Source organism: Bacillus sp. RE35 (genome assembly GCF_052146655.1).
GTDB lineage: Bacteria > Bacillota > Bacilli > Bacillales > Bacillaceae_G > Bacillus_A > Bacillus_A cereus.
The window spans coordinates 90001-112890 of record NZ_CP197377.1; the positions used below are offsets into that span (position 1 = coordinate 90001).

The following is a 22890-nucleotide window of genomic DNA, read 5'->3' on the forward strand; positions in this document are numbered from 1 at the left end:
TACCGTGAGGGAAAGGTGAAAAGCACCCCGGAAGGGGAGTGAAAGAGATCCTGAAACCGTGTGCCTACAAATAGTCAGAGCCCGTTAACGGGTGATGGCGTGCCTTTTGTAGAATGAACCGGCGAGTTACGATCCCGTGCGAGGTTAAGCTGAAGAGGCGGAGCCGCAGCGAAAGCGAGTCTGAATAGGGCGTTTAGTACGTGGTCGTAGACCCGAAACCAGGTGATCTACCCATGTCCAGGGTGAAGTTCAGGTAACACTGAATGGAGGCCCGAACCCACGCACGTTGAAAAGTGCGGGGATGAGGTGTGGGTAGCGGAGAAATTCCAATCGAACCTGGAGATAGCTGGTTCTCCCCGAAATAGCTTTAGGGCTAGCCTTAAGTGTAAGAGTCTTGGAGGTAGAGCACTGATTGGACTAGGGGTCCTCATCGGATTACCGAATTCAGTCAAACTCCGAATGCCAATGACTTATCCTTAGGAGTCAGACTGCGAGTGATAAGATCCGTAGTCAAAAGGGAAACAGCCCAGACCGCCAGCTAAGGTCCCAAAGTGTGTATTAAGTGGAAAAGGATGTGGAGTTGCTTAGACAACTAGGATGTTGGCTTAGAAGCAGCCACCATTTAAAGAGTGCGTAATAGCTCACTAGTCGAGTGACTCTGCGCCGAAAATGTACCGGGGCTAAATACACCACCGAAGCTGCGGATTGATACCAATGGTATCAGTGGTAGGGGAGCGTTCTAAGGACAGTGAAGTCAGACCGGAAGGACTGGTGGAGTGCTTAGAAGTGAGAATGCCGGTATGAGTAGCGAAAGACGGGTGAGAATCCCGTCCACCGAATGCCTAAGGTTTCCTGAGGAAGGCTCGTCCGCTCAGGGTTAGTCAGGACCTAAGCCGAGGCCGACAGGCGTAGGCGATGGACAACAGGTTGATATTCCTGTACCACCTCTTTATCGTTTGAGCAATGGAGGGACGCAGAAGGATAGAAGAAGCGTGCGATTGGTTGTGCACGTCCAAGCAGTTAGGCTGATAAGTAGGCAAATCCGCTTATCGCGTATGCTGAGCTGTGATGGGGAAGCTCCTTATGGAGCGAAGTCTTTGATTCCCCGCTGCCAAGAAAAGCTTCTAGCGAGATAAAAGGTGCCTGTACCGCAAACCGACACAGGTAGGCGAGGAGAGAATCCTAAGGTGTGCGAGAGAACTCTGGTTAAGGAACTCGGCAAAATGACCCCGTAACTTCGGGAGAAGGGGTGCTTTCTTAACGGAAAGCCGCAGTGAATAGGCCCAAGCGACTGTTTAGCAAAAACACAGCTCTCTGCGAAGCCGTAAGGCGAAGTATAGGGGGTGACACCTGCCCGGTGCTGGAAGGTTAAGGAGAGGGGTTAGCGTAAGCGAAGCTCTGAACTGAAGCCCCAGTAAACGGCGGCCGTAACTATAACGGTCCTAAGGTAGCGAAATTCCTTGTCGGGTAAGTTCCGACCCGCACGAAAGGTGTAACGATTTGGGCACTGTCTCAACCAGAGACTCGGTGAAATTATAGTACCTGTGAAGATGCAGGTTACCCGCGACAGGACGGAAAGACCCCGTGGAGCTTTACTGTAGCCTGATATTGAATTTTGGTACAGTTTGTACAGGATAGGCGGGAGCCATGGAAACCGGAGCGCTAGCTTCGGTGGAGGCGCTGGTGGGATACCGCCCTGACTGTATTGAAATTCTAACCTACGGGTCTTATCGACCCGGGAGACAGTGTCAGGTGGGCAGTTTGACTGGGGCGGTCGCCTCCTAAAGTGTAACGGAGGCGCCCAAAGGTTCCCTCAGAATGGTTGGAAATCATTCGTAGAGTGCAAAGGCATAAGGGAGCTTGACTGCGAGACCTACAAGTCGAGCAGGGACGAAAGTCGGGCTTAGTGATCCGGTGGTTCCGCATGGAAGGGCCATCGCTCAACGGATAAAAGCTACCCCGGGGATAACAGGCTTATCTCCCCCAAGAGTCCACATCGACGGGGAGGTTTGGCACCTCGATGTCGGCTCATCGCATCCTGGGGCTGTAGTCGGTCCCAAGGGTTGGGCTGTTCGCCCATTAAAGCGGTACGCGAGCTGGGTTCAGAACGTCGTGAGACAGTTCGGTCCCTATCCGTCGTGGGCGTAGGAAATTTGAGAGGAGCTGTCCTTAGTACGAGAGGACCGGGATGGACGCACCGCTGGTGTACCAGTTGTTCTGCCAAGGGCATAGCTGGGTAGCTATGTGCGGAAGGGATAAGTGCTGAAAGCATCTAAGCATGAAGCCCCCCTCAAGATGAGATTTCCCATAGCGTAAGCTAGTAAGATCCCTGAAAGATGATCAGGTTGATAGGTTCGAGGTGGAGGCATGGTGACATGTGGAGCTGACGAATACTAATAGATCGAGGACTTAACCATATAATATGTAGCAAATGTTATCTAGTTTTGAAGGAATATACCTTCAATAGTTTGGTGATGATGGCAGAGAGGTCACACCCGTTCCCATACCGAACACGGAAGTTAAGCTCTCTAGCGCCGATGGTAGTTGGGACCTTGTCCCTGTGAGAGTAGGACGTCGCCAAGCAACTAAACACGAGTCAAATGACTCGTGTTTTTTCGTGTTTTCTTTTATAATCCATAGTAATTAAAAAAATGTGCTTAAATAATTACTATTTTGATTAAATGCAGGGGAATGTGGCTAGGATAGTGAATAAGCAAAAGAGTTGCAAATTTTATTAATACGTATATAATTAAAGTCAAAGATAGTCAAAGTCAATAAAGGTGGCGGATAAATGAGAAATATATCTGATATCATTGAGCAATATCTAAAGCAAGTTATTGACTTAAGTAATAATAATGTGATTGAAATCAAAAGAAATGAGATTGCGGATCGATTCGAGTGCGTACCATCTCAAATCAATTATGTAATCAATACCCGTTTTACATTAGAAAGAGGATTTATAGTAGAAAGTAAACGTGGTGGAGGAGGTTACATTCGCATTATAAAAGTCAAACTGCATGATGATATAGACATTATTGATCAAATGCTTCATATGATTGATCATAGCGTTGCACAAGGGAATGCAGAGAGTATGATTATACGTTTATTAGAAGAGGGAATCATAACAGGCCGTGAAGCAAAACTAATGTTAAGTGTACTAGATCGTTCTGTATTATCAATGGATATTCCTTCTCGAGATGAACTTAGGGCTCGAATATTATGCGCAATGTTAAGAACACTGAAATATAAATAAATACAGCTTTTGTAAAAGAATGATAATTAAGATAGGGCAGTTAAATATTGTAGAAGTTTTGAAAAAGAGCATGTACTTTTATCTAAATGGATTAAGGAAAGAGGACAATCTAGTAATGTATGAAAAGTATCATGAGGTAGATCGTTCCTGTTGTAAAGGTGGGGATATTGATGACTTGTCAAAACTGTAATATAAGACCAGCAACTTTACATTATACAAAAGTAATCAACGAGAAGAAGGCGGAAGTTCATCTTTGTGAGCAATGTGCAGAGCAAAGTGGCTATACGTCTTTCTTTCAATCATCACAGTCTAACTTTTCATTTCATGATGTATTTGCTGGTTTATTACACGGTGAATCAACAATGTTTGGAGAAGGAAAAAACGGGTTTTCAAATACAAATACAATAAGATGTCCAGGTTGTAAGATGACATACGAACATTTTACAAAGGTGGGACGCCTTGGTTGTGCTTCTTGTTACGATACATTTAAAGGACATTTAAACCCATTGTTAAAGCGACTTCATGGTGGACATACAGAACATTGTGGAAAAATTCCGGAACGAATGGAAGGAAATATCCACTTAAAGAAAGAATTAGATGAACTAAAACTTATTCTGAAACAATATGTACAGAATGAGGAGTTTGAGAAAGCTGCTGAGGTAAGAGATGAAATTCGAGGGCTTGAAACTCAGCTTAGTGAGCATAGAGAGGGGGAGTAGTTCTATGTCACTGGACAAAATTATGAATGAAGCGATTAGTCCATGGATGAAGGGGGATGGCCCTGATTCTGATATTGTTTTAAGTAGTCGAATTCGTTTGGCTCGTAATTTTAAGCAATATCAATTTTCTACTATGCAAAACGAAGAGGAAGCTCAACAGGTTCAAGAATTATTTAAAAAGAAATTTATAAATAAATCGGTAGAGCCCTTTGGGAAGTTTGGATTATTAAAAATGAATGAATTAACGCCTCTTCAAAGGAGAGTTTTAGTCGAAAAGCATTTAATTAGTCCAAATCTCGCAGGGACCGAATATGGAGCATGTCTGTTATCAGAAAGCGAACACATTAGTGTGATGCTTAATGAGGAAGACCACATTAGGATTCAGTGCCTATTTCCAGGGCTACAGTTATCAAAGGCGCTTCAAAGCGCTAATCAAATAGATAATTGGATTGAGAAAGAGGTTGAATATGCTTTTGATGAATCACTTGGATATATTACGAGTTGTCCTACTAACGTTGGTACAGGATTAAGAGCTTCTGTAATGATTCATTTACCAGGGCTGGTTTTAACAAAAAGAATTAGCCGTATTATACAAGTAATTCAAAAATTAGGGTTAGTAGTAAGAGGAATATACGGTGAAGGTAGCGAAGCGTTAGGTAATATATTTCAAGTATCAAATCAAATGACGCTAGGGAAATCCGAAGTAGATATTATTGCAGATTTAAAGAGTGTCATGCAGCAAATTATACAACAAGAAAAATTGGCCAGAGAATTAATTGTACAAAATTCGAGTATTGAGCTTGAAGATAAGGTTTATCGTTCTTACGGTATACTAGCAAACAGTCGTTTAATTCAATCTGCAGAAGCGGCAACTTGCTTATCGGATGTACGACTTGGTATTGATCTAGGATATATAAAAGGTATATCGAGAAATATTTTGACTGAGCTAATGGTTCTTACGCAACCAGGTATTTTACAACAATACGCAGGAGGACCTTTAGGACCAGAAGAAAGAGATTATCGAAGAGCAACCTTAATCCGTGAGCGATTACGTATTGAAAAAAACTAAGCGCAAGTAGGAGGCGATTTCTATGATGTTTGGAAGATTTACAGAAAGAGCACAGAAAGTATTAGCTTTATCTCAAGAGGAAGCAATTCGCATTGGGCATAATAATATTGGAACAGAACATATTTTACTTGGGCTTGTACGCGAAGGTGAAGGAATTGCAGCAAAAGCGTTAATTGCTCTTGGATTGAGCCCGGAAAAAGTGCAAAAAGAGGTAGAAGCGTTAATTGGACGTGGAACAGAAGCTTCTCAAACTGTACATTATACACCTCGTGCTAAAAAAGTTATTGAATTGTCTATGGATGAAGCGCGTAAGCTAGGACATTCTTACGTTGGAACAGAACATATTTTACTTGGCTTAATCCGTGAAGGTGAAGGTGTAGCGGCACGTGTATTAAATAATTTAGGTGTAAGCCTCAACAAAGCAAGACAACAAGTGTTACAACTTCTTGGAAGTAACGAAGCAAGTTCAGGTCACCAAGGTGGTTCATCGACAAATGCAAATACACCGACACTAGACAGTTTAGCGCGCGACTTAACAGTTGTTGCACGTGAGAATCGTTTGGATCCTGTTATTGGACGTAGTAAAGAAATTCAACGTGTAATTGAAGTGTTAAGCCGTAGAACAAAAAACAATCCAGTGTTAATTGGAGAGCCTGGTGTAGGTAAAACAGCAATTGCTGAAGGGTTAGCACAGCAAATCGTAAATAATGAAGTTCCTGAAACGTTAAGAGATAAGCGTGTTATGACACTAGATATGGGAACAGTGGTAGCTGGGACGAAATATCGTGGTGAGTTTGAAGATCGTTTAAAGAAAGTAATGGATGAAATACGTCAAGCAGGGAATATTATTCTATTTATTGATGAACTTCATACATTAATCGGTGCAGGTGGAGCAGAAGGTGCAATCGATGCATCGAATATTTTAAAACCATCTTTAGCACGCGGAGAATTACAATGTATTGGTGCGACAACTTTAGATGAGTATCGTAAATATATTGAAAAGGATGCAGCTTTAGAGAGACGTTTCCAGCCAATTCATGTTGATGAGCCGAGTCTAGAAGAATCAACTCAAATCTTGAAAGGATTACGCGATCGTTATGAGGCGCATCACCGTGTGTCTATTACAGATGATGCAATTGATGCAGCTGTAAAACTTTCAGATCGTTATATTACGGATCGTTTCTTACCAGATAAAGCAATTGATTTAATTGATGAAGCTGCTTCAAAAGTTCGCTTGCGTTCTTATACAACACCACCAAACTTAAAAGAGCTTGAAGTGAAGCTTGAGGAAATTCGAAAAGAAAAAGATGCGGCTGTACAAAGTCAAGAGTTTGAAAAGGCTGCTTCCTTACGTGATATGGAACAACGCTTACGTGAGAAGTTGGAAGATACAAAACGTCAGTGGAAAGAACAACAAGGAAAAGAAAATTCAGAGGTTACGGTAGAAGATATTGCAAATGTCGTTTCTACATGGACACGTATCCCTGTTTCTAAACTTGCACAAACAGAGACTGATAAATTATTAAACTTAGAATCCATTCTTCATGATCGTGTCATCGGTCAGGATGAAGCTGTAGTGGCTGTAGCGAAAGCTGTTCGTCGTGCAAGAGCAGGATTGAAAGATCCGAAACGTCCAATTGGTTCATTTATTTTCTTAGGGCCAACAGGTGTAGGTAAAACAGAATTAGCAAGAGCATTGGCAGAATCTATGTTCGGTGATGAGGATGCAATGATTCGCATTGATATGTCTGAGTATATGGAGAAACATTCAACTTCTCGCTTAGTTGGTTCTCCTCCAGGATATGTTGGGTATGAAGAAGGCGGACAATTAACAGAGAAGGTTCGTCGTAAGCCTTATTCAGTTGTCCTATTAGATGAAGTAGAGAAGGCACATCCTGATGTATTTAATATTCTACTACAGGTATTGGAAGATGGTCGTTTAACTGATTCTAAAGGACGTACAGTTGATTTCCGTAATACGATTGTTATTATGACGTCTAACGTTGGTGCTGAGGCGTTAAAACGTAACAAACATCTTGGATTTAACGTACAAGATGAAAGCCGTGATTATTCGGATATGAAAGGTAAAGTAATGGATGAGCTGAAAAAGGCATTTCGTCCAGAATTCTTAAACCGTATTGATGAAATTATCGTATTCCATATGCTTGAGAAAAAACATATTCAAGAAATTGTGACTCTTATGGTAAATCAGCTAGTGAGTCGCTTAAAAGAACAAGAAATTGAATTGCACTTAACAGAAGGAGCGATTGCAGCTATTGCTGATAAAGGGTTTGATCGTGAATATGGTGCTCGTCCACTACGTAGAGCAATTCAGAAGCATGTAGAAGATAGACTATCGGAAGAACTTTTAAAAGGTGCTATTGAGAAAGGTCAAAAAGTTATCTTTGATGTAGAAGGGGAAACATTTGTCATTCATAGTGCTGAAAAGGTAAAATAAGTATAGACAAACTAAGAGGGCTACGAGATAGCCCTCTTTCTTGTACGAGAAGGTCAAATGTTTATAGATGAAAGCGAAGTGAAATATAAAAAGATATGGCTAAAAAGAAAACAAAATTCACATGTCAAGAGTGTGGTTATCAATCACCAAAATATATGGGTAAATGTCCAGGGTGTGGTCAATGGAATTCGCTTGTTGAAGAGATGGAACCCGTTGTATCATCTAGACGCCTAAATTATGCAAATGCAATTCAAACAGAAGTAACAAAACCAAGACGTCTTACAGAAGTAGAAACAAAGTCTGAGGCACGTATTGAAACAAAATTTCAAGAGTTTAACCGTGTACTAGGTGGCGGAATTGTAGATGGATCTTTAGTACTTATTGGTGGGGACCCTGGGATTGGAAAATCAACGTTATTATTACAGATTTCCTCGCAATTAGCAGATGCTTCATATGATGTATTGTATATATCAGGTGAGGAGTCAGCAAAGCAGATTAAACTTCGTGCAGATCGTTTACATGTAAATGGTAGTAATCTATTTGTTGTATCAGAGACAGATTTACAGCGTATTGCAGCACATATTGAAGAGATGAATCCTGCTTTTGTTGTTATTGATTCTATTCAAACGATACATTTACCTGAGGTGACATCAGCTCCTGGTAGTGTGGCGCAAGTACGTGAATGTACAGCAGAATTAATGAAACTTGCAAAAACAAAGGGAATCCCAATTTTCATCGTAGGACATGTGACAAAAGAAGGTGCAATTGCGGGACCGCGTATGCTAGAACATATGGTCGATGCAGTTCTTTACTTTGAAGGAGATCGACACCATACATATCGTATTTTACGAGCTGTAAAGAATCGTTTTGGTTCTACGAATGAAATGGGTATCTTTGAAATGAAAGAACTTGGCCTTGCAGAAGTATTAAATCCTTCTGAAATTTTCCTTGAGGAAAGACCAGTTGGAGTTGCAGGTTCAACAGTAGTTGCCTCAATGGAAGGAACAAGACCAGTTTTAGTAGAAATACAGGCATTAATTTCCCCTACTAGTTTTGGAAATCCTCGAAGAATGGCGACAGGAATTGATCATAATCGTGTCTCGCTTATTATGGCGGTACTAGAGAAAAGAACAGGTTTACTATTACAAAATCAAGATGCGTATTTAAAAGTAGCTGGTGGTTTGAAATTAGACGAACCGGCAATTGATTTAGCTGTTGCCTTAAGTATAGCTTCAAGTTTTAGAGATAAATCTACGGCACCAACTGATGCGGTAATAGGAGAAGTTGGATTAACTGGAGAAATAAGAAGAGTATCAAGAATTGAACAACGTGTACAAGAAGCAGCTAAATTAGGATTTCAACGTGCTATCATTCCTAGAAAAAATTTAGGGGGATGGACAATTCCAGAGGGGATTGAGGTTGTAGGTGTTTCTAATTTGGGAGAAGCGCTTCGTTTGACATTAGGAGGCTAGGCTATGGAAGAAAATAAGCAACGTGTCAAAAGTATGATTAACATTTTACAGCTCGTGGCCCCAGGAACACCACTGCGCGAAGGGATAGATAATGTACTTCGCGCACAAACGGGGGGACTAATTGTTCTTGGGTATAATGAACAGATTAAAAGCATTGTTGATGGTGGTTTTCATATTAATTGCGCATTCTCTCCTGCTAGTTTATATGAATTAGCAAAAATGGATGGAGCACTTATTTTAAATGAAACTGGAAGTAAAATTTTAATTGCAAACGCACAGTTAGTTCCAGATTCATCTATTGATTCTATTGAAACAGGTATGCGTCACCGAACAGCAGAGCGTGTAGCAAAGCAGACGGGCAGCCTTGTTGTGGCCATTTCACAAAGACGTAATGTAATTACGCTATATCAAGGGAACTTACGTTATACATTAAAAGATATAGGTGTCATTTTAACGAAGGCAAATCAAGCAATTCAAACGCTAGAAAAATATAAGGCTGTATGGAATGACGGCATTACGAATTTGGGTATTCTAGAATTTGAAGAGGTCGTTACAATGTCCGAGGTGGTTCACGTTTTACATAGTGTTGAAATGGTGCTGCGTATTAAAAATGAAATATTGAGCTATATTCATGAGTTAGGAACAGAAGGTAGGTTAATTCGTTTACAGCTTACAGAATTACTAGCTGATTTAGAGGCAGAGGCAGCATTGTTAATTAAAGATTATCACCAGGAGAAAACACAAGACCATCATCAAATCTTGAAAAAGTTACAAGATCTTGCAAATACACAACTTTTAGAGGATAGTGATTTAGTTAAATTACTTGGCTATCCAGGACAAACAAGTTTAGAAGAAAGTGTGACACCTAGAGGGTACCGAATCACAAGCAAGATTTCTCGTGTTCCGCCACTTATTATCGAGAATTTAATTAATCGATTTAAAACATTGCAAGGTGTTTGCCGAGCAACTATTAATGAATTGGATGATGTGGAAGGAATTGGAGAAGTGAGAGCGAAGAAAATACGAGAAGGTCTAAAAAGAATTCAAGAGCATCTCTATATGAGTAGACACAATTAAGAATATTACATTGATTCTATAATATAACGACACTAGAACATTTTTGGTATATGATATGATATATTGGTAAATAAAACTATTTACAAAAAAACACGTCCGCTTTTGCATTCGGCGTTTTGATTAGCGAAACAATGGTTAATAATGAGTAGGAGGTGGTTGGATGTTAAAACGGATTGTACAGCTCTTCTTTTTAGTGATCGGGGGAGCGTTAGGGATTTACTTAATCCCAAAAATTATTAATGTATTAGATATCGGTGCGGTTCCTTTGTTGGAAGGATCGTATGTTCGTGCAATTATTGGTGCAATTATTTTATTTTTAACAACATTTTGGCTTGTAGATTATATTGTTCAACTTATTAAGCATATTGAAGAGGCTCTTGTAAAGGCGCCTGTAGCAGATGTTTTATTTGGTACATTAGGATTAATCTCTGGTCTTATTGTTGCATATTTAATTTTGATACCAATTCGTGAATTTACAATTCCAGTTATTAGTACGGTGTTGCAAGTGTTCTTCACCCTTTTACTTGGATATTTAGGATTCCAAGTAGGATTTAAAAAGAGGAATGAATTGCTAGGATTATTTACATTACCCCAACGCGGAGGTAAGAAGAAAAACAATAGTGAGAATGAAGAGGTAGAGGTCGAAGCAGAAAAATCTACGACTCATTGGAAAATTCTCGATACGAGTGTAATTATTGACGGACGTATTGCAGATATTTGCCAAACAAAGTTTTTAGAAGGAACAATTGTCATTCCGCAATTCGTATTAGAAGAGCTTCAGCATATTGCCGATTCTTCAGATGCTTTAAAGCGTAATCGTGGCCGCAGAGGGCTAGACATTTTAAATCGTATTCAAAAGGAGATGCCAATTCCGGTAGAAATTTATGAAGGCGATTTCGATGATATCCAAGAAGTAGATAGCAAGCTTGTAAAGTTGGCAAAAATCACTGGTGGAACTGTAGTAACAAACGATTTCAATTTAAACAAAGTTTCTGAATTACAAGGGGTTACGGTGTTAAACATTAATGATTTAGCTAATGCGATTAAACCAGTCGTACTCCCTGGTGAAGAATTAAGTGTTTATGTTGTGAAAGATGGTAAAGAACAAAATCAAGGTGTTGCATACTTAGATGATGGTACGATGATTGTAGTAGAAGATGGTAGAGAGTATGTGGGTTCACAACTTGACGTACTTGTTACTAGCGTATTACAAACATCGGCTGGTCGTATGATTTTCGCAAAACGTAAATTGCTAGAAAAAGCATTATAAGTAGAGGATTATTAATATGTATACATTAATTATTCCGGCAGCGGGCCAAGGAAAACGAATGGGTGCTGGTAAAAATAAGTTATTTTTACTTATAGATGAAGTACCAATTATTGTGCACACATTGCGTGCTTTTGAAAAAGATAAAGCGTGCAAAAGTATTATTATGGCAATTAACGAAGAAGAACGCCCGTATTTTGAAGAGTTAATGCAGAAGTACCAGATTGAAAAGCACGTACAATTCATTCAGGGTGGAGCCGAAAGACAAGATAGCGTCTATAACGCACTTCAGTATGCGAGTGGTGTCGAATATGTTCTTGTGCATGACGGGGCGCGCCCGTTCGTAACGAATAAAGTGATTCGCGATGTATTAACTGCAGCAGAAAAATATGGAGCTTCCATTTGTGCAGTGCCAGTAAAAGATACTGTTAAGAAAGTAGAGCAGGGTGTTGTTGTAGAAACGGTAGAGCGATCTCAACTTAACGCTGTACAAACACCGCAAGGATTCTCTGTTTCTCTTTTGCTAGAAGCTCATAGAAGCGCAAAGCAAAGTTGTTTTCTTGGCACAGATGATGCAAGTCTCGTAGAACGTGTTGGGAAGCAAGTAGGTGTAGTAGAGGGGAGTTACTATAATATTAAAGTGACGACTCCGGAAGATCTATTAATTGCTGAAAGTTTCCTACGTGTTCAAAAGAAATAACATTGATGACGTGTTAATAAAGAAAAGCTCGGCAACAGCCGGGCTTTTCTTTATAAGGATAGCGATATAATATAGAGTCATAAAGCTCAGTAGTTTAGCTTAAGGAGGAAGTAAGGATGTTTCGAATTGGACAAGGTTTTGATGTACATGAATTTGCGGAAGGGCGCCCGTTGATTATCGGTGGAATTACAATTCCACACGAGAAAGGATTAATCGGCCATTCAGATGCAGATGTATTGTTACATACGATTGCTGATGCATGTTTAGGTGCGATTGCAGCAGGAGATATCGGAAAGCATTTTCCTGATACAGACCCAGCTTTTAAAGATGCAGATTCAGCTGTATTGTTACAAAAAGTTTGGGAATTTGTGCGTGAACAAGGTTACGAGTTAGGAAATTTAGATTGTACAATTATTGCTCAAAAACCAAAAATGGCACCACATATTGAGAGTATGCGTAAGCGCATTAGTGAACTGTTAGAAACGTCTATCGATAACATTAATGTAAAGGCAACAACAACAGAAAAATTAGGATTTACAGGTAGAGAAGAAGGGATTGCTTCTCAAGCGGTTGTTTTATTACAGAAAAAATAATGGTTTTTAATTCGTAAGATGGATAATCACATTTTTTTGGTGTACAATTATAGAATGTGTTGACATTAAGAATGGAAGGTGTACCAATTATGGAAAAGCAAGTGAGAGTGCGCTACGCGCCAAGTCCAACAGGACACTTACATATCGGAAATGCGCGTACGGCATTATTTAATTATTTATTTGCTCGTCATTTAGATGGCAAATTTATTATTCGTATTGAAGATACTGATGTAAAACGTAACGTGGCTGGTGGAGAAGAAAGCCAATTAAAATACTTGAAATGGCTCGGTATGGACTGGGATGAAGGTGTTGATGTTGGTGGTGAATTTGGACCATATCGCCAAACAGAGCGTTTAGATATTTATAAAAAATTATATGAAGATTTATTAGAGCGTGGTCTAGCTTATAAATGTTATATGACAGAAGAAGAGCTAGAAGCAGAGCGTGAAGGACAAATCGCTCGCGGTGAAACACCTCGTTACGCAGGTAACCACCGTGAATTAACTGAAGAACAAGTGAAAGAATTTGAAGCTGAGGGACGTATTCCAAGTATTCGTTTCCGTGTACCAGCTGATCGTGACTACACATTCAAAGATATTGTAAAAGATGAAGTTGCGTTCCATTCAAATGATTTCGGTGATTTTGTTATTGTGAAAAAGGATGGAATTCCAACTTATAACTTTGCAGTAGCAGTAGATGATCATCTAATGGAAATTACACATGTACTTCGTGGTGATGATCATATTTCAAATACACCGAAACAAATGATGATTTATGAAGCTTTCGGCTGGGATATTCCACAATTCGGTCATATGACTCTAATTGTTAATGAAAGTCGTAAAAAGTTAAGTAAGCGTGATGAATCTATTATTCAATTTATTGAGCAATATAAAGAGCTTGGGTATCTTCCAGAAGCAATCTTTAACTTTATTGCATTACTAGGTTGGTCTCCGGTAGGAGAAGAAGAAATCTTCTCTAAAGATGAGTTTATCAAAATGTTCGATGCAGCTCGTTTATCAAAATCACCTGCATTATTTGATTCTCAAAAACTAAAATGGATGAACAACCAGTATATGAAAAAGCAAGATTTAGATACGGTTGTAGAGTTAAGCTTACCGCATTTAGTGAAAGCTGGACGTGTGGGAGAAACTTTAAGCGAACAAGACCAAGCTTGGATTCGTGATGTAATTGCTTTATACCATGAACAAATGAGTTTTGGAGCTGAAATTGTAGAGCTTTCTGAAATGTTCTTTAAAGATCATGTTGATTATGAAGAAGAAGGACAAGAAGTATTAAATGGTGAACAAGTACCTGAAGTACTTCGTGCATTTGCTGGTCAAATAGAAGCTCTAGAAGCAATGGAGCCAGCAGCAATTAAGGCAGCGATTAAAGCAGTTCAAAAGGAAACAGGACATAAAGGTAAAAATTTATTTATGCCAATCCGTGTTGCAACTACAGGACAAACGCATGGTCCAGAGCTTCCGAATGCTATTGCACTTCTTGGAAAAGAAAAAGTTTTAAATCGTCTTCAAAAAGTAATTGGTTAACATTTTCTAGGTTTAGAAATATAATAAGTATACCTAAAACCTAATAAGGAAAAGCGACGAGAAGGAGAAGTAGAAAATCAGGCTTTTTACAGAGAGAACCACCTTTAGGCTGGGAGTGGTTTATAAGCGGATTTTTGAAATGCCCCTTCGAGTCTTCTGCTGAACAGCGAATTGCTTCGTGGGATGTCTTAGGCCGCAAAGTAAGCAGAAGCGGTTTACACCGTTATCATGGATGAGTTTGAGGCTTTTTTAAGCCTAAACAGAGTGGAACCGCGCTTAAAAGGCGTCTCTGTCAATATGACAGAGACGCCTTTTTTTTATACCGTGTAAATAGGTATGAATATAGAATTTATCTCCTTATATAAAGAATTAGGGGAGAAGTGATGAGTTAGGGGAGTTAGTTCGCTCGACAAAAAAGCAGCCCATAAAGGGGAGGGAACACCGATGTTTAAGAGGCTTCGGGAAGATATTGAAGTCGTTTTTGAACAGGATCCAGCGGCAAGAGGTTATTTCGAAGTCATTTTAACTTACTCTGGATTACATGCAGTTTGGGCCCATCGAATTGCACATGCTTTTTATAAAAAAAATTTTTTCTTTCTTGCACGTTTTGTTTCACAAGTGAGCCGCTTTTTTACTGGCATTGAGATCCATCCAGGAGCAACTATTGGTCGACGTTTTTTCATAGATCATGGAATGGGAGTTGTAATCGGAGAAACTTGTGAAATTGGTGATAATGTAACGATTTATCAAGGGGTTACATTAGGTGGTACAGGAAAAGAAAAAGGAAAGAGGCATCCAACAATTCAGGATAATGTATTAATTGCGACGGGTGCTAAAGTTCTTGGTTCTATTACTGTGGGAGAGAATTCTAAAATCGGAGCAGGGTCTGTCGTATTAAAAGAAGTTCCTGCACATTCTACAGTTGTAGGTATACCTGGCCGTGTCGTTATTCAAAATGGAGTAAAGATTGGTCAAGAATTAAATCACTCTGACCTTCCGGATCCGATTTTTGATAAATTAAAGGCTATGGAAGTAGAACTTGATAAATTGAAGAAACAATTGGAATTAAAGGTAGAAAGGAAGGATAAAAATGACTATTCACATTTATAATACGTTAACACGTCAAAAAGAAGAGTTTGTTCCATTAGAAGAAAATAAGGTAAAGATGTATGTATGCGGACCTACAGTTTATAACTACATTCATATTGGGAATGCAAGGCCTCCTATGGTATTCGATACAGTGCGTCGTTATTTAGAATACAAAGGATACGATGTGCAATATGTATCTAACTTTACGGATGTAGATGATAAATTAATTAAAGCGGCAAACGAATTAGGTGAAGATGTACCGACAATTGCTGATCGTTTTGTTGAAGCGTACTTTGAAGATGTAACAGCACTAGGTTGCAAACACGCAACAGTTCATCCTCGTGTAACAGAAAATATGGATATCATTATTGAATTTATTCAAGAACTTGTGAATAAAGGGTATGCATATGAATCAGAGGGTGATGTGTACTTTAAGACGAAGGAATTCGAAGGTTACGGTAAATTATCACATCAACCAATCGCAGATTTACGTCACGGTGCTCGTATTGAGGTAGGGGAAAAGAAACAAGACCCTCTTGATTTTGCTTTATGGAAAGCTGCGAAAGAAGGAGAAATCTTCTGGGAAAGCCCTTGGGGGCAAGGACGTCCAGGATGGCATATTGAATGCTCAGCAATGGCGCGTAAGTACTTAGGGGATACAATTGACATTCATGCTGGTGGTCAAGACTTGGCTTTCCCACATCATGAAAATGAAATTGCGCAGTCAGAGGCATTGACTGGAAAAACGTTTGCACGTTACTGGATGCATAATGGATATATTAATATTAACAATGAGAAGATGTCTAAATCGCTTGGTAACTTTATTTTAGTTCACGATATTATTAAGCAATACGACCCGCAGTTAATTAGATTCTTTATGTTATCAGTACACTATCGTCACCCGATTAACTTTAGTGAAGAGTTATTACAAAGTACGAATAATGGACTGGAAAGAATTAAAACAGCTTATGGAAACTTAAAGCATCGTATGGAGAGTAGTACGGATTTAACGGATCATAATGAGAAATGGTTAGCTGAAATAGAGAAATTCCAGACTGCATTTGAAGAGGCAATGAATGATGACTTTAACACTGCAAATGCAATTACCGAATTATACAACGTAGCAAATCATGCAAATCAATATTTACTTGAAGAGCATACATCTAAAGTTGTGATTGAAGCATACGTAAAACAACTGGAAACGTTATTTGATATTTTAGGATTAGAATTATCAAAAGAAGAATTACTGGATGAAGAAATTGAAGAGCTTATCCAAAAGCGCATTGAAGCTCGTAAAAATCGTGATTTTGCATTGTCTGATCAAATTCGTGACGATTTAAAAGAACGTAATATTATTTTAGAAGATACCGCTCAAGGTACAAGATGGAAAAGAGGATAAGGATGATCGATGCAAAGCAATTAAACAGCTTGGCGTTAGCGTATATGGGTGATGCGGTATATGAACAATATATCCGCTATCACCTCCTTCAAAAAGGAAAAGTTCGCCCTAATCAATTACACCGCTTAGGGACGAGCTTTGTTTCAGCAAAAGCACAGGCGAAAGTTGTTTATCATTTATTAGAGACGGCATTTTTGACAGAGGAAGAAGAGGCGGTATTAAGAAGAGGGCGTAATGCAAATTCAGGTACAGTTCCGAAAAATACGGATGTACAAACATATCGACATAGTACAGCCTTTGAAGCGCTAATTGGTTATCATCATTTATTAAATAATCGTGAAAGATTAGACGAAATTGTATATAAGGCAATTGCAGTTTTAGAAGAAAAGGAAGGGGGCACATCATCATGACTAGTGAATATATTATCGGACGTAACCCTGTAATTGAAGCGTTAAGATCAGGGAGAGATATTAATAAAATTTGGATCGCAGAAGGTGCTGCCAAAGGACAAGTACAAATTGTACTAGCGTTAGCGAAAGAAAATAAGATTATTTTACAACATGCACCAAAGAAAAAGTTAGATCAATTAGTTGAGGGTAATCATCAAGGTGTAATTGCTCAAGTAGCTGCATATCAGTATGCAGAGTTAGAAGATTTATTCAAAGTGGCAGAAAAACGTAATGAAGATCCATTCTTCTTGATTTTAGATGAGATTGAAGATCCGCATAACCTAGGTTCTATTATGCGTACTGCTGATGCAACAGGAGCTCATGGAATTATTATTCCGAAGAGAAGAGCTGTGGGACTTACAGCATCAGTTGCGAAAGCATCAACAGGAGCGATTGAATACATTCCTGTTGCGCGCGTAACAAACTTATCTCGTACAATTGATGAATTAAAAGAGCGTGGACTTTGGATTGCTGGTACAGATGCTAAAGGGAAAACGGATTACCGTAATTTAGATGGTACAATGCCGATTGGGTTAGTAATTGGTAGTGAAGGAAAAGGTATGAGTCGTATTATTGGTGAAAAGTGTGATTTCTTAATCACTTTACCGATGGTTGGTAAAGTTACATCCTTAAATGCTTCAGTAGCCGCAAGTTTGTTAATGTATGAGGTATATCGTAAACGTCACGAAATTGGTAAATAAAAAATGAACGATATTTTAATCGTTGACGGTTACAACATTATCGGAGCTTGGGGAGATTTGAAGAAACTGCGGGATGTAGATTTACAATCATCAAGAGATGCGCTTATTGATAAGATGGCGGATTATCAAGGTTATACAGGTACAAAAGTGATGATAGTCTTTGATGCCTATACAGTCCATGGTATTGAAAAAAAGATGAAACAATCTCGTGTAGAAGTAATATTCACACGAAAGAATCAAACTGCAGACGAAAAGATAGAGCAACTTGCGATAGAGCTTAGAAATATAAATACACAAATATATGTTGCGACTTCGGATTATACAGAACAATGGGTTATATTTGGGCAAGGTGCCCTTCGAAAATCTGCGCGTGAATTAGAGTTGGAAGTACAAGCGATGGAACAACAAGTAAGAAGGCGCACAAAAGACACGAAAGAACAGCAGCCCGCCATGCGAAAGATATTTAGTAAAGATATTACAGAAAAATTAGAAAAATTAAGAAGAGGAGAGCGTTGAAGCATTGACGCTCTTTATCTTTTTACTGTATAATATTGCTAAATAAATAGCGGTCGGAGGGATCAAGGTGGAAGCAGGCTTCGTAAGTATAGGCGACGTTACATTTCGTGATTTAGAGGATGAGGCAATCGTTGAGTTAGTTCGAAAAGGTAATACTGACGCTCTAGAATATTTAATTCACAAGTATAAGAACTTTGTTCGTGCGAAATCAAGATCTTACTTTTTAGTGGGTGCCGATCGAGAAGACATTGTTCAAGAAGGTATGATAGGGTTGTTTAAAGCAATTCGTGATTATAAAGAGGACAAGCTGTCTTCATTCAAAGCATTTGCTGAACTATGTATCACTCGACAAATTATTACCGCTATTAAAACGGCAACAAGACAAAAACATATTCCTTTAAATTCGTATGTGTCTTTAGATAAGCCGATTTACGATGAGGAATCTGATCGAACGTTATTGGATGTTATTTCTGAAGCGAAGGTGACTGATCCTGAAGAGATGATCATTAGCCAGGAAGAATATACAGACATAGAATCAAAAATATCTGAATTATTAAGCGATTTAGAAAGGAAAGTGCTTTCTTTATATTTAGATGGTCGTTCTTATCAAGAGATTTCAGAACAGTTAAACAGGCATGTGAAATCTATTGATAACGCTTTACAAAGAGTAAAGAGAAAATTGGAACGATATATGGAAATGAGAGAAAGTACAACTTTAAATTCATAAGAAGTAACAAGTGCTACAGGTGTAAAATAAATCACCTGTTTTCTTTTGTAGAGAGTACAAAATGCATGTCATTGACATTGTCTTTTATTGTATGATACATTTTTAGGGACATAATGTTACAAGGTTGGTGTAACTAATGAGGAAAAAAGTTGTACTCTCATGTGAAGAGTGTAAAAATCGAAACTACTCTACTATGAAAGATACGAGCTCAATAGAGCGACTTGAAATAAAAAAGTTTTGTAAAACATGCAATCAGCATACAGTTCACAAGGAAACAAAATAAATAATTGAAATAATACACTGGAGGTCCCGCAGATGCGTTTAACGAACTTTTTCGGCGATGTAGGTCGCGAAATGAAAAAAGTAAGTTGGCCTAAAAAAGATGAATTACTCCGCTCAACAGCGACTGTTGTTGCTACAGTTGTGTTCTTTGCGATTTTCTTCGCAGTAGTTGATATGGGCATTTCTTCTTTAATTCGGTTAATTCTTGGTTAATTCTTGAATAAGAAGCACTTATCCATGATATAATGTTATTTATAAGAACTGTGTAAAAGCCCGGTGAACGGGTTTTTTCATTTGCGCAAAAAAATGTACGTCAGGGAGGGAAGGACGCTCGTCCTAAATGAATGGAAAAAAGTTGGTATGTTGTCCATACTTATTCTGGATATGAAAATAAAGTAAAAGCAAACCTAGAGAAACGTGTAGAATCAATGGGTATGCAAGATAAAATTTTCCGTGTTGTTGTCCCGGAAGAAGTAGAAGTAGAAATGAAAAACGGAAAAGAAAAATTAATGAAAAGAAAAGTGTTCCCAGGTTATGTATTAGTAGAATTAATCATGACTGATGACTCTTGGTATGTTGTACGTAACACGCCGGGTGTAACTGGGTTCGTTGGTTCTTCTGGTTCTGGATCTAAACCATCACCTCTATTAGAAGAGGAAGTTGTTACCATTATGAAACATATGGGAATGGATAACGAAGTGGTTGATTTCGACTTTGAACTTCATGAGACAGTACGTGTAAATGAGGGACCATTCGCAGATTATACAGGTGCTATTGAAGAAATTGATGTGGAGAAGAAAAAGGTTAGCGTGCTTGTGGACATGTTTGGTCGCGAGACTCCAGTTGAACTTGACTTCCATCAAATTGAAAAATTATAAAATGAAACTTGAAATGAATTGTAAAAAGTGATAATATCTTTTAAGTCAGTACGTCTTCGTTATCGGAGACGTTTTTTGAAAGATTTTATCCTTACAGATAAAATATGACGTGGGAGGGCAAATCACTGTCCAATTGACCACATCACGGACTTAAGGAGGTGTGTCTCGTGGCTAAAAAGGTAATTAAAATGGTAAAGCTTCAAATTCCTGCAGGTAAAGCTAACCCAGCTCCACCAGTTGGTCCAGCATTAGGACAAGCAGGTGTTAACATCATGGGCTTCTGTAAAGAGTTTAACGCTCGTACAGCAGATCAAGCTGGTCTTATCATCCCTGTTGAAATTACGGTATTTGAGGACCGTTCATTCACTTTCATTACTAAAACTCCTCCTGCTGCTGTTCTTCTTAAGAAAGTAGCTGGTATTGAGTCTGGTTCTGGTGAACCAAACCGTAATAAAGTGGCAACTGTTAAGCGTGATAAAGTACGCGAAATCGCTGAAACTAAAATGCCTGACCTAAACGCTGCTAGCGTAGAAGCTGCAATGCGTATGGTTGAAGGTACTGCACGCAGTATGGGCATCGTTATCGAAGACTAATTCGATTTGTTTTTAAAAAAGGTTGCGGGTCTGGAATTCCAATTCGCAACCTTTATTATCGTAAATGATTATCGTTTTTAAATAAATGGATGGCGCTCATCCTCAGGTTATACCTGAAAACAGGCGTAAACGTGGGAGGTTATTCCGCTAAAACCACATTCGAGGAGGAAATAAAAATGGCTAAAAGAGGTAAAAAGTACGTAGAAGCTGCAAAGCTTGTTGATCGTGCAGCTGCTTACTCTGCGACAGAAGCAGTAGAATTAGTAAAGAAAACAAACACAGCTAAATTTGATGCAACTGTAGAAGCTGCATTCCGTTTAGGTGTTGACCCTAAGAAAGCTGACCAACAAATCCGTGGTGCAGTTGTTCTTCCACACGGTACTGGTAAAGTACAACGTGTATTAGTATTTGCTAAAGGTGAAAAAGCTAAAGAAGCTGAAGCTGCTGGAGCTGACTTCGTAGGCGATACTGATTACATCGGTAAAATCCAACAAGGTTGGTTCGATTTCGATGTAGTAGTAGCAACTCCTGACATGATGGGTGAAGTTGGTAAACTTGGTCGCGTATTAGGACCTAAAGGTTTAATGCCAAACCCTAAAACTGGAACAGTTACTTTCGATGTAACTAAAGCTGTTAACGAAATCAAAGCTGGTAAAGTTGAATACCGCGTTGATAAAGCTGGTAACATCCACGTTCCAATCGGTAAAGTATCTTTCGAAGATGCTAAATTAGTAGAAAACTTCAAAACAATTGCTGACACTTTACAAAAAGTTAAGCCAGCTGCTGCAAAAGGTACTTACATGAAGAACGTAACAGTTGCTTCTACAATGGGACCTGGCGTACGTGTAGACGTTTCTACATTAGCGTAAATTTTGGAAGTTGACTTCATAAAGAAGTTTTAATATAATCATTTATGTTGTGAATTTAATTAGTGTACCGTAGACAGTAGGTGTCAATAGACTTAATTTCCTACCTAGGTGTTAATATACGAAGCGGAATCTTTTTTCTGTGACTATATGCCTCCATGTCTACAAGTTGGGCATGGAGGTTTTTAGTGCACTTTCGGTACATCTTCTATATAATCTACAGGAGGTGTAATAACATGAGCAAAGTAATCGAAACTAAACAACAAGTTGTAACTGAAATCGCGGACAAACTTCGCGCTAGTAAATCTACAATCGTTGTTGACTACCGTGGTTTAACAGTTTCTGAAGCAACAGAATTACGTAAGCAATTACGTGAAGCTGGCGTTGAGTTCAAAGTTTACAAAAACTCTCTAACTCGTCGTGCTGCAGAATCTGCTGAAATGGCTGAGTTAAATGAATTCTTAACAGGACCAAACGCAATCGCGTTCAGTAACGAGGATGTAGTTGCTCCTGCGAAAGTATTAAACGACTTCGCTAAAGATCATGAAGCTTTAGAAATTAAAGCGGGCGTAATCGAAGGTAAACTTGTAACACTTGATGAGGTTAAAGCAATTGCTACTCTTCCATCACGTGAAGGCTTACTTTCTATGCTTCTTAGCGTTCTTCAAGCTCCAATCCGTAACCTTGCACTTGCTACTAAAGCAGTTGCAGACCAAAAGGAAGAGCAAGGCGCTTAATTTTTTAAAAGATAATTACGTATTATCGATAAAACAATACAAACCTATTTAAGGGAGGATATTTACAATGACTAAAGAACAAATCATTGAAGCAGTTAAATCTATGACTGTATTAGAACTTAACGACTTAGTAAAAGCTATCGAGGAAGAATTCGGCGTAACTGCTGCTGCTCCTGTAGCTGTTGCTGGTGGCGCTGGAGAAGCTGCTGCTGAGAAAACTGAATTTGATGTGGAACTAACTAGCGCTGGTGCACAAAAAATCAAAGTTATCAAAGTTGTTCGTGAAATCACTGGTCTTGGCTTAAAAGAAGCTAAAGAATTAGTTGACAACACTCCAAAAGTAATCAAAGAAGCTGCTGCTAAAGAAGAAGCTGAAGAAATCAAAGCTAAACTTGAAGAAGTTGGCGCTGCTGTAGAAGTTAAGTAATTAACTTTTGATGCTTTAAAAAAAGCTCGCTCTCATGCGAGCTTTTTTTTTAACTGTAAAGAAAAGAGGTG

The 22890-nt window shown here is 38.9% G+C and carries 23 protein-coding genes, 2 rRNA genes and 2 other annotated features (1 of these 27 only partly in view); all 25 genes read left to right on the top strand.

Annotated elements, in window-relative coordinates:
• Positions 1 to 2417, top strand: a 23S ribosomal RNA gene (locus tag ACTL4X_RS00500) (it extends 505 nt beyond the left edge of the window).
• A gap of 50 nt (positions 2418 to 2467) precedes the next feature.
• A 5S ribosomal RNA gene (gene rrf, locus ACTL4X_RS00505) occupies positions 2468 to 2583 on the top strand.
• A 208-nt stretch (positions 2584 to 2791) separates the two neighbouring features.
• Positions 2792 to 3253, top strand: a complete 462-nt coding sequence (ctsR, locus tag ACTL4X_RS00510; protein ID WP_001244558.1) for a transcriptional regulator CtsR — start codon at positions 2792 to 2794, stop codon at positions 3251 to 3253.
• A gap of 170 nt (positions 3254 to 3423) precedes the next feature.
• Positions 3424 to 3972, top strand: a complete 549-nt coding sequence (locus ACTL4X_RS00515; RefSeq protein WP_000128398.1) for a UvrB/UvrC motif-containing protein — start codon at positions 3424 to 3426, stop codon at positions 3970 to 3972.
• 4 nt (positions 3973 to 3976) lie between these two features.
• Positions 3977 to 5041, top strand: coding sequence for a protein arginine kinase (locus ACTL4X_RS00520; RefSeq protein WP_000050843.1), 1065 nt, complete (start codon positions 3977 to 3979; stop codon positions 5039 to 5041).
• A 22-nt stretch (positions 5042 to 5063) separates the two neighbouring features.
• Positions 5064 to 7499: an ATP-dependent protease ATP-binding subunit ClpC gene (gene clpC / locus ACTL4X_RS00525; protein ID WP_069357942.1), complete on the top strand. Its 2436-nt coding sequence runs from the start codon at positions 5064 to 5066 to the stop codon at positions 7497 to 7499.
• A 95-nt stretch (positions 7500 to 7594) separates the two neighbouring features.
• Positions 7595 to 8971 (top strand): DNA repair protein RadA, encoded by a 1377-nt coding sequence (gene radA / locus ACTL4X_RS00530; RefSeq protein WP_001085202.1) that lies wholly within the window; start codon positions 7595 to 7597, stop codon positions 8969 to 8971.
• A gap of 3 nt (positions 8972 to 8974) precedes the next feature.
• The gene (gene disA / locus ACTL4X_RS00535; RefSeq protein WP_000392163.1) at positions 8975 to 10048 is read left to right on the top strand and encodes a DNA integrity scanning diadenylate cyclase DisA; all 1074 of its coding nucleotides are present in this window, start codon (positions 8975 to 8977) and stop codon (positions 10046 to 10048) included.
• Between the two features lie 160 nt (positions 10049 to 10208).
• Positions 10209 to 11318: a PIN/TRAM domain-containing protein gene (locus ACTL4X_RS00540; RefSeq protein WP_000919677.1), complete on the top strand. Its 1110-nt coding sequence runs from the start codon at positions 10209 to 10211 to the stop codon at positions 11316 to 11318.
• A 16-nt stretch (positions 11319 to 11334) separates the two neighbouring features.
• Positions 11335 to 12015 (top strand): 2-C-methyl-D-erythritol 4-phosphate cytidylyltransferase, encoded by a 681-nt coding sequence (ispD, locus tag ACTL4X_RS00545; RefSeq protein WP_000288284.1) that lies wholly within the window; start codon positions 11335 to 11337, stop codon positions 12013 to 12015.
• A gap of 116 nt (positions 12016 to 12131) precedes the next feature.
• The gene (gene ispF, locus ACTL4X_RS00550; protein WP_000488386.1) at positions 12132 to 12608 is read left to right on the top strand and encodes a 2-C-methyl-D-erythritol 2,4-cyclodiphosphate synthase; all 477 of its coding nucleotides are present in this window, start codon (positions 12132 to 12134) and stop codon (positions 12606 to 12608) included.
• Positions 12609 to 12697: 89 nt separating this feature from the next.
• A complete protein-coding gene (gltX, locus tag ACTL4X_RS00555; RefSeq protein ID WP_000415143.1) occupies positions 12698 to 14155 on the top strand; it encodes a glutamate--tRNA ligase in 1458 nt (485 codons plus the stop codon).
• A 47-nt stretch (positions 14156 to 14202) separates the two neighbouring features.
• Positions 14203 to 14449, top strand: a binding site (T-box leader).
• A gap of 150 nt (positions 14450 to 14599) precedes the next feature.
• On the top strand, positions 14600 to 15265 hold the full coding sequence (gene cysE / locus ACTL4X_RS00560; protein ID WP_000476494.1) for a serine O-acetyltransferase: 666 nt from the start codon (positions 14600 to 14602) through the stop codon (positions 15263 to 15265).
• On the top strand, positions 15246 to 16643 hold the full coding sequence (cysS, locus tag ACTL4X_RS00565) for a cysteine--tRNA ligase (RefSeq protein ID WP_000152276.1): 1398 nt from the start codon (positions 15246 to 15248) through the stop codon (positions 16641 to 16643). The genes cysE and cysS overlap by 20 nt, the downstream gene beginning before the upstream one ends.
• Before the next feature lie 2 nt (positions 16644 to 16645).
• Positions 16646 to 17053 (top strand): Mini-ribonuclease 3, encoded by a 408-nt coding sequence (locus ACTL4X_RS00570; protein WP_000564261.1) that lies wholly within the window; start codon positions 16646 to 16648, stop codon positions 17051 to 17053.
• Positions 17050 to 17793, top strand: a complete 744-nt coding sequence (rlmB, locus tag ACTL4X_RS00575; protein ID WP_000200237.1) for a 23S rRNA (guanosine(2251)-2'-O)-methyltransferase RlmB — start codon at positions 17050 to 17052, stop codon at positions 17791 to 17793. The genes ACTL4X_RS00570 and rlmB overlap by 4 nt, the downstream gene beginning before the upstream one ends.
• 3 nt (positions 17794 to 17796) lie before the next feature.
• Complete coding sequence (locus ACTL4X_RS00580; protein WP_000997886.1) at positions 17797 to 18309, top strand: NYN domain-containing protein; 513 nt, start codon at positions 17797 to 17799, stop codon at positions 18307 to 18309.
• A 67-nt stretch (positions 18310 to 18376) separates the two neighbouring features.
• A complete protein-coding gene (locus tag ACTL4X_RS00585) occupies positions 18377 to 19036 on the top strand; it encodes an RNA polymerase sporulation sigma factor SigH (RefSeq protein ID WP_000387193.1) in 660 nt (219 codons plus the stop codon).
• Positions 19037 to 19172: 136 nt separating this feature from the next.
• Complete coding sequence (gene rpmG / locus ACTL4X_RS00590) at positions 19173 to 19319, top strand: 50S ribosomal protein L33 (protein WP_014481927.1); 147 nt, start codon at positions 19173 to 19175, stop codon at positions 19317 to 19319.
• A 32-nt stretch (positions 19320 to 19351) separates the two neighbouring features.
• On the top strand, positions 19352 to 19531 hold the full coding sequence (gene secE / locus ACTL4X_RS00595) for a preprotein translocase subunit SecE (protein ID WP_001241323.1): 180 nt from the start codon (positions 19352 to 19354) through the stop codon (positions 19529 to 19531).
• Positions 19532 to 19662: 131 nt separating this feature from the next.
• The gene (gene nusG / locus ACTL4X_RS00600; RefSeq protein WP_000415794.1) at positions 19663 to 20196 is read left to right on the top strand and encodes a transcription termination/antitermination protein NusG; all 534 of its coding nucleotides are present in this window, start codon (positions 19663 to 19665) and stop codon (positions 20194 to 20196) included.
• Positions 20197 to 20363: 167 nt separating this feature from the next.
• Positions 20364 to 20789, top strand: coding sequence for a 50S ribosomal protein L11 (gene rplK / locus ACTL4X_RS00605; protein ID WP_001085872.1), 426 nt, complete (start codon positions 20364 to 20366; stop codon positions 20787 to 20789).
• A 176-nt stretch (positions 20790 to 20965) separates the two neighbouring features.
• Complete coding sequence (gene rplA / locus ACTL4X_RS00610) at positions 20966 to 21658, top strand: 50S ribosomal protein L1 (RefSeq protein WP_001987630.1); 693 nt, start codon at positions 20966 to 20968, stop codon at positions 21656 to 21658.
• Between the two features lie 49 nt (positions 21659 to 21707).
• Positions 21708 to 21852, top strand: a sequence feature (ribosomal protein L10 leader region).
• A 39-nt stretch (positions 21853 to 21891) separates the two neighbouring features.
• Positions 21892 to 22392 carry a 50S ribosomal protein L10 gene (gene rplJ / locus ACTL4X_RS00615; protein ID WP_000048716.1) on the top strand — a complete coding sequence of 167 codons (501 nt, stop codon included), beginning with the start codon at positions 21892 to 21894 and terminating at the stop codon, positions 22390 to 22392.
• 67 nt (positions 22393 to 22459) lie between these two features.
• On the top strand, positions 22460 to 22819 hold the full coding sequence (gene rplL / locus ACTL4X_RS00620; protein WP_000159736.1) for a 50S ribosomal protein L7/L12: 360 nt from the start codon (positions 22460 to 22462) through the stop codon (positions 22817 to 22819).
• Positions 22820 to 22890 lie beyond the last annotated feature (71 nt).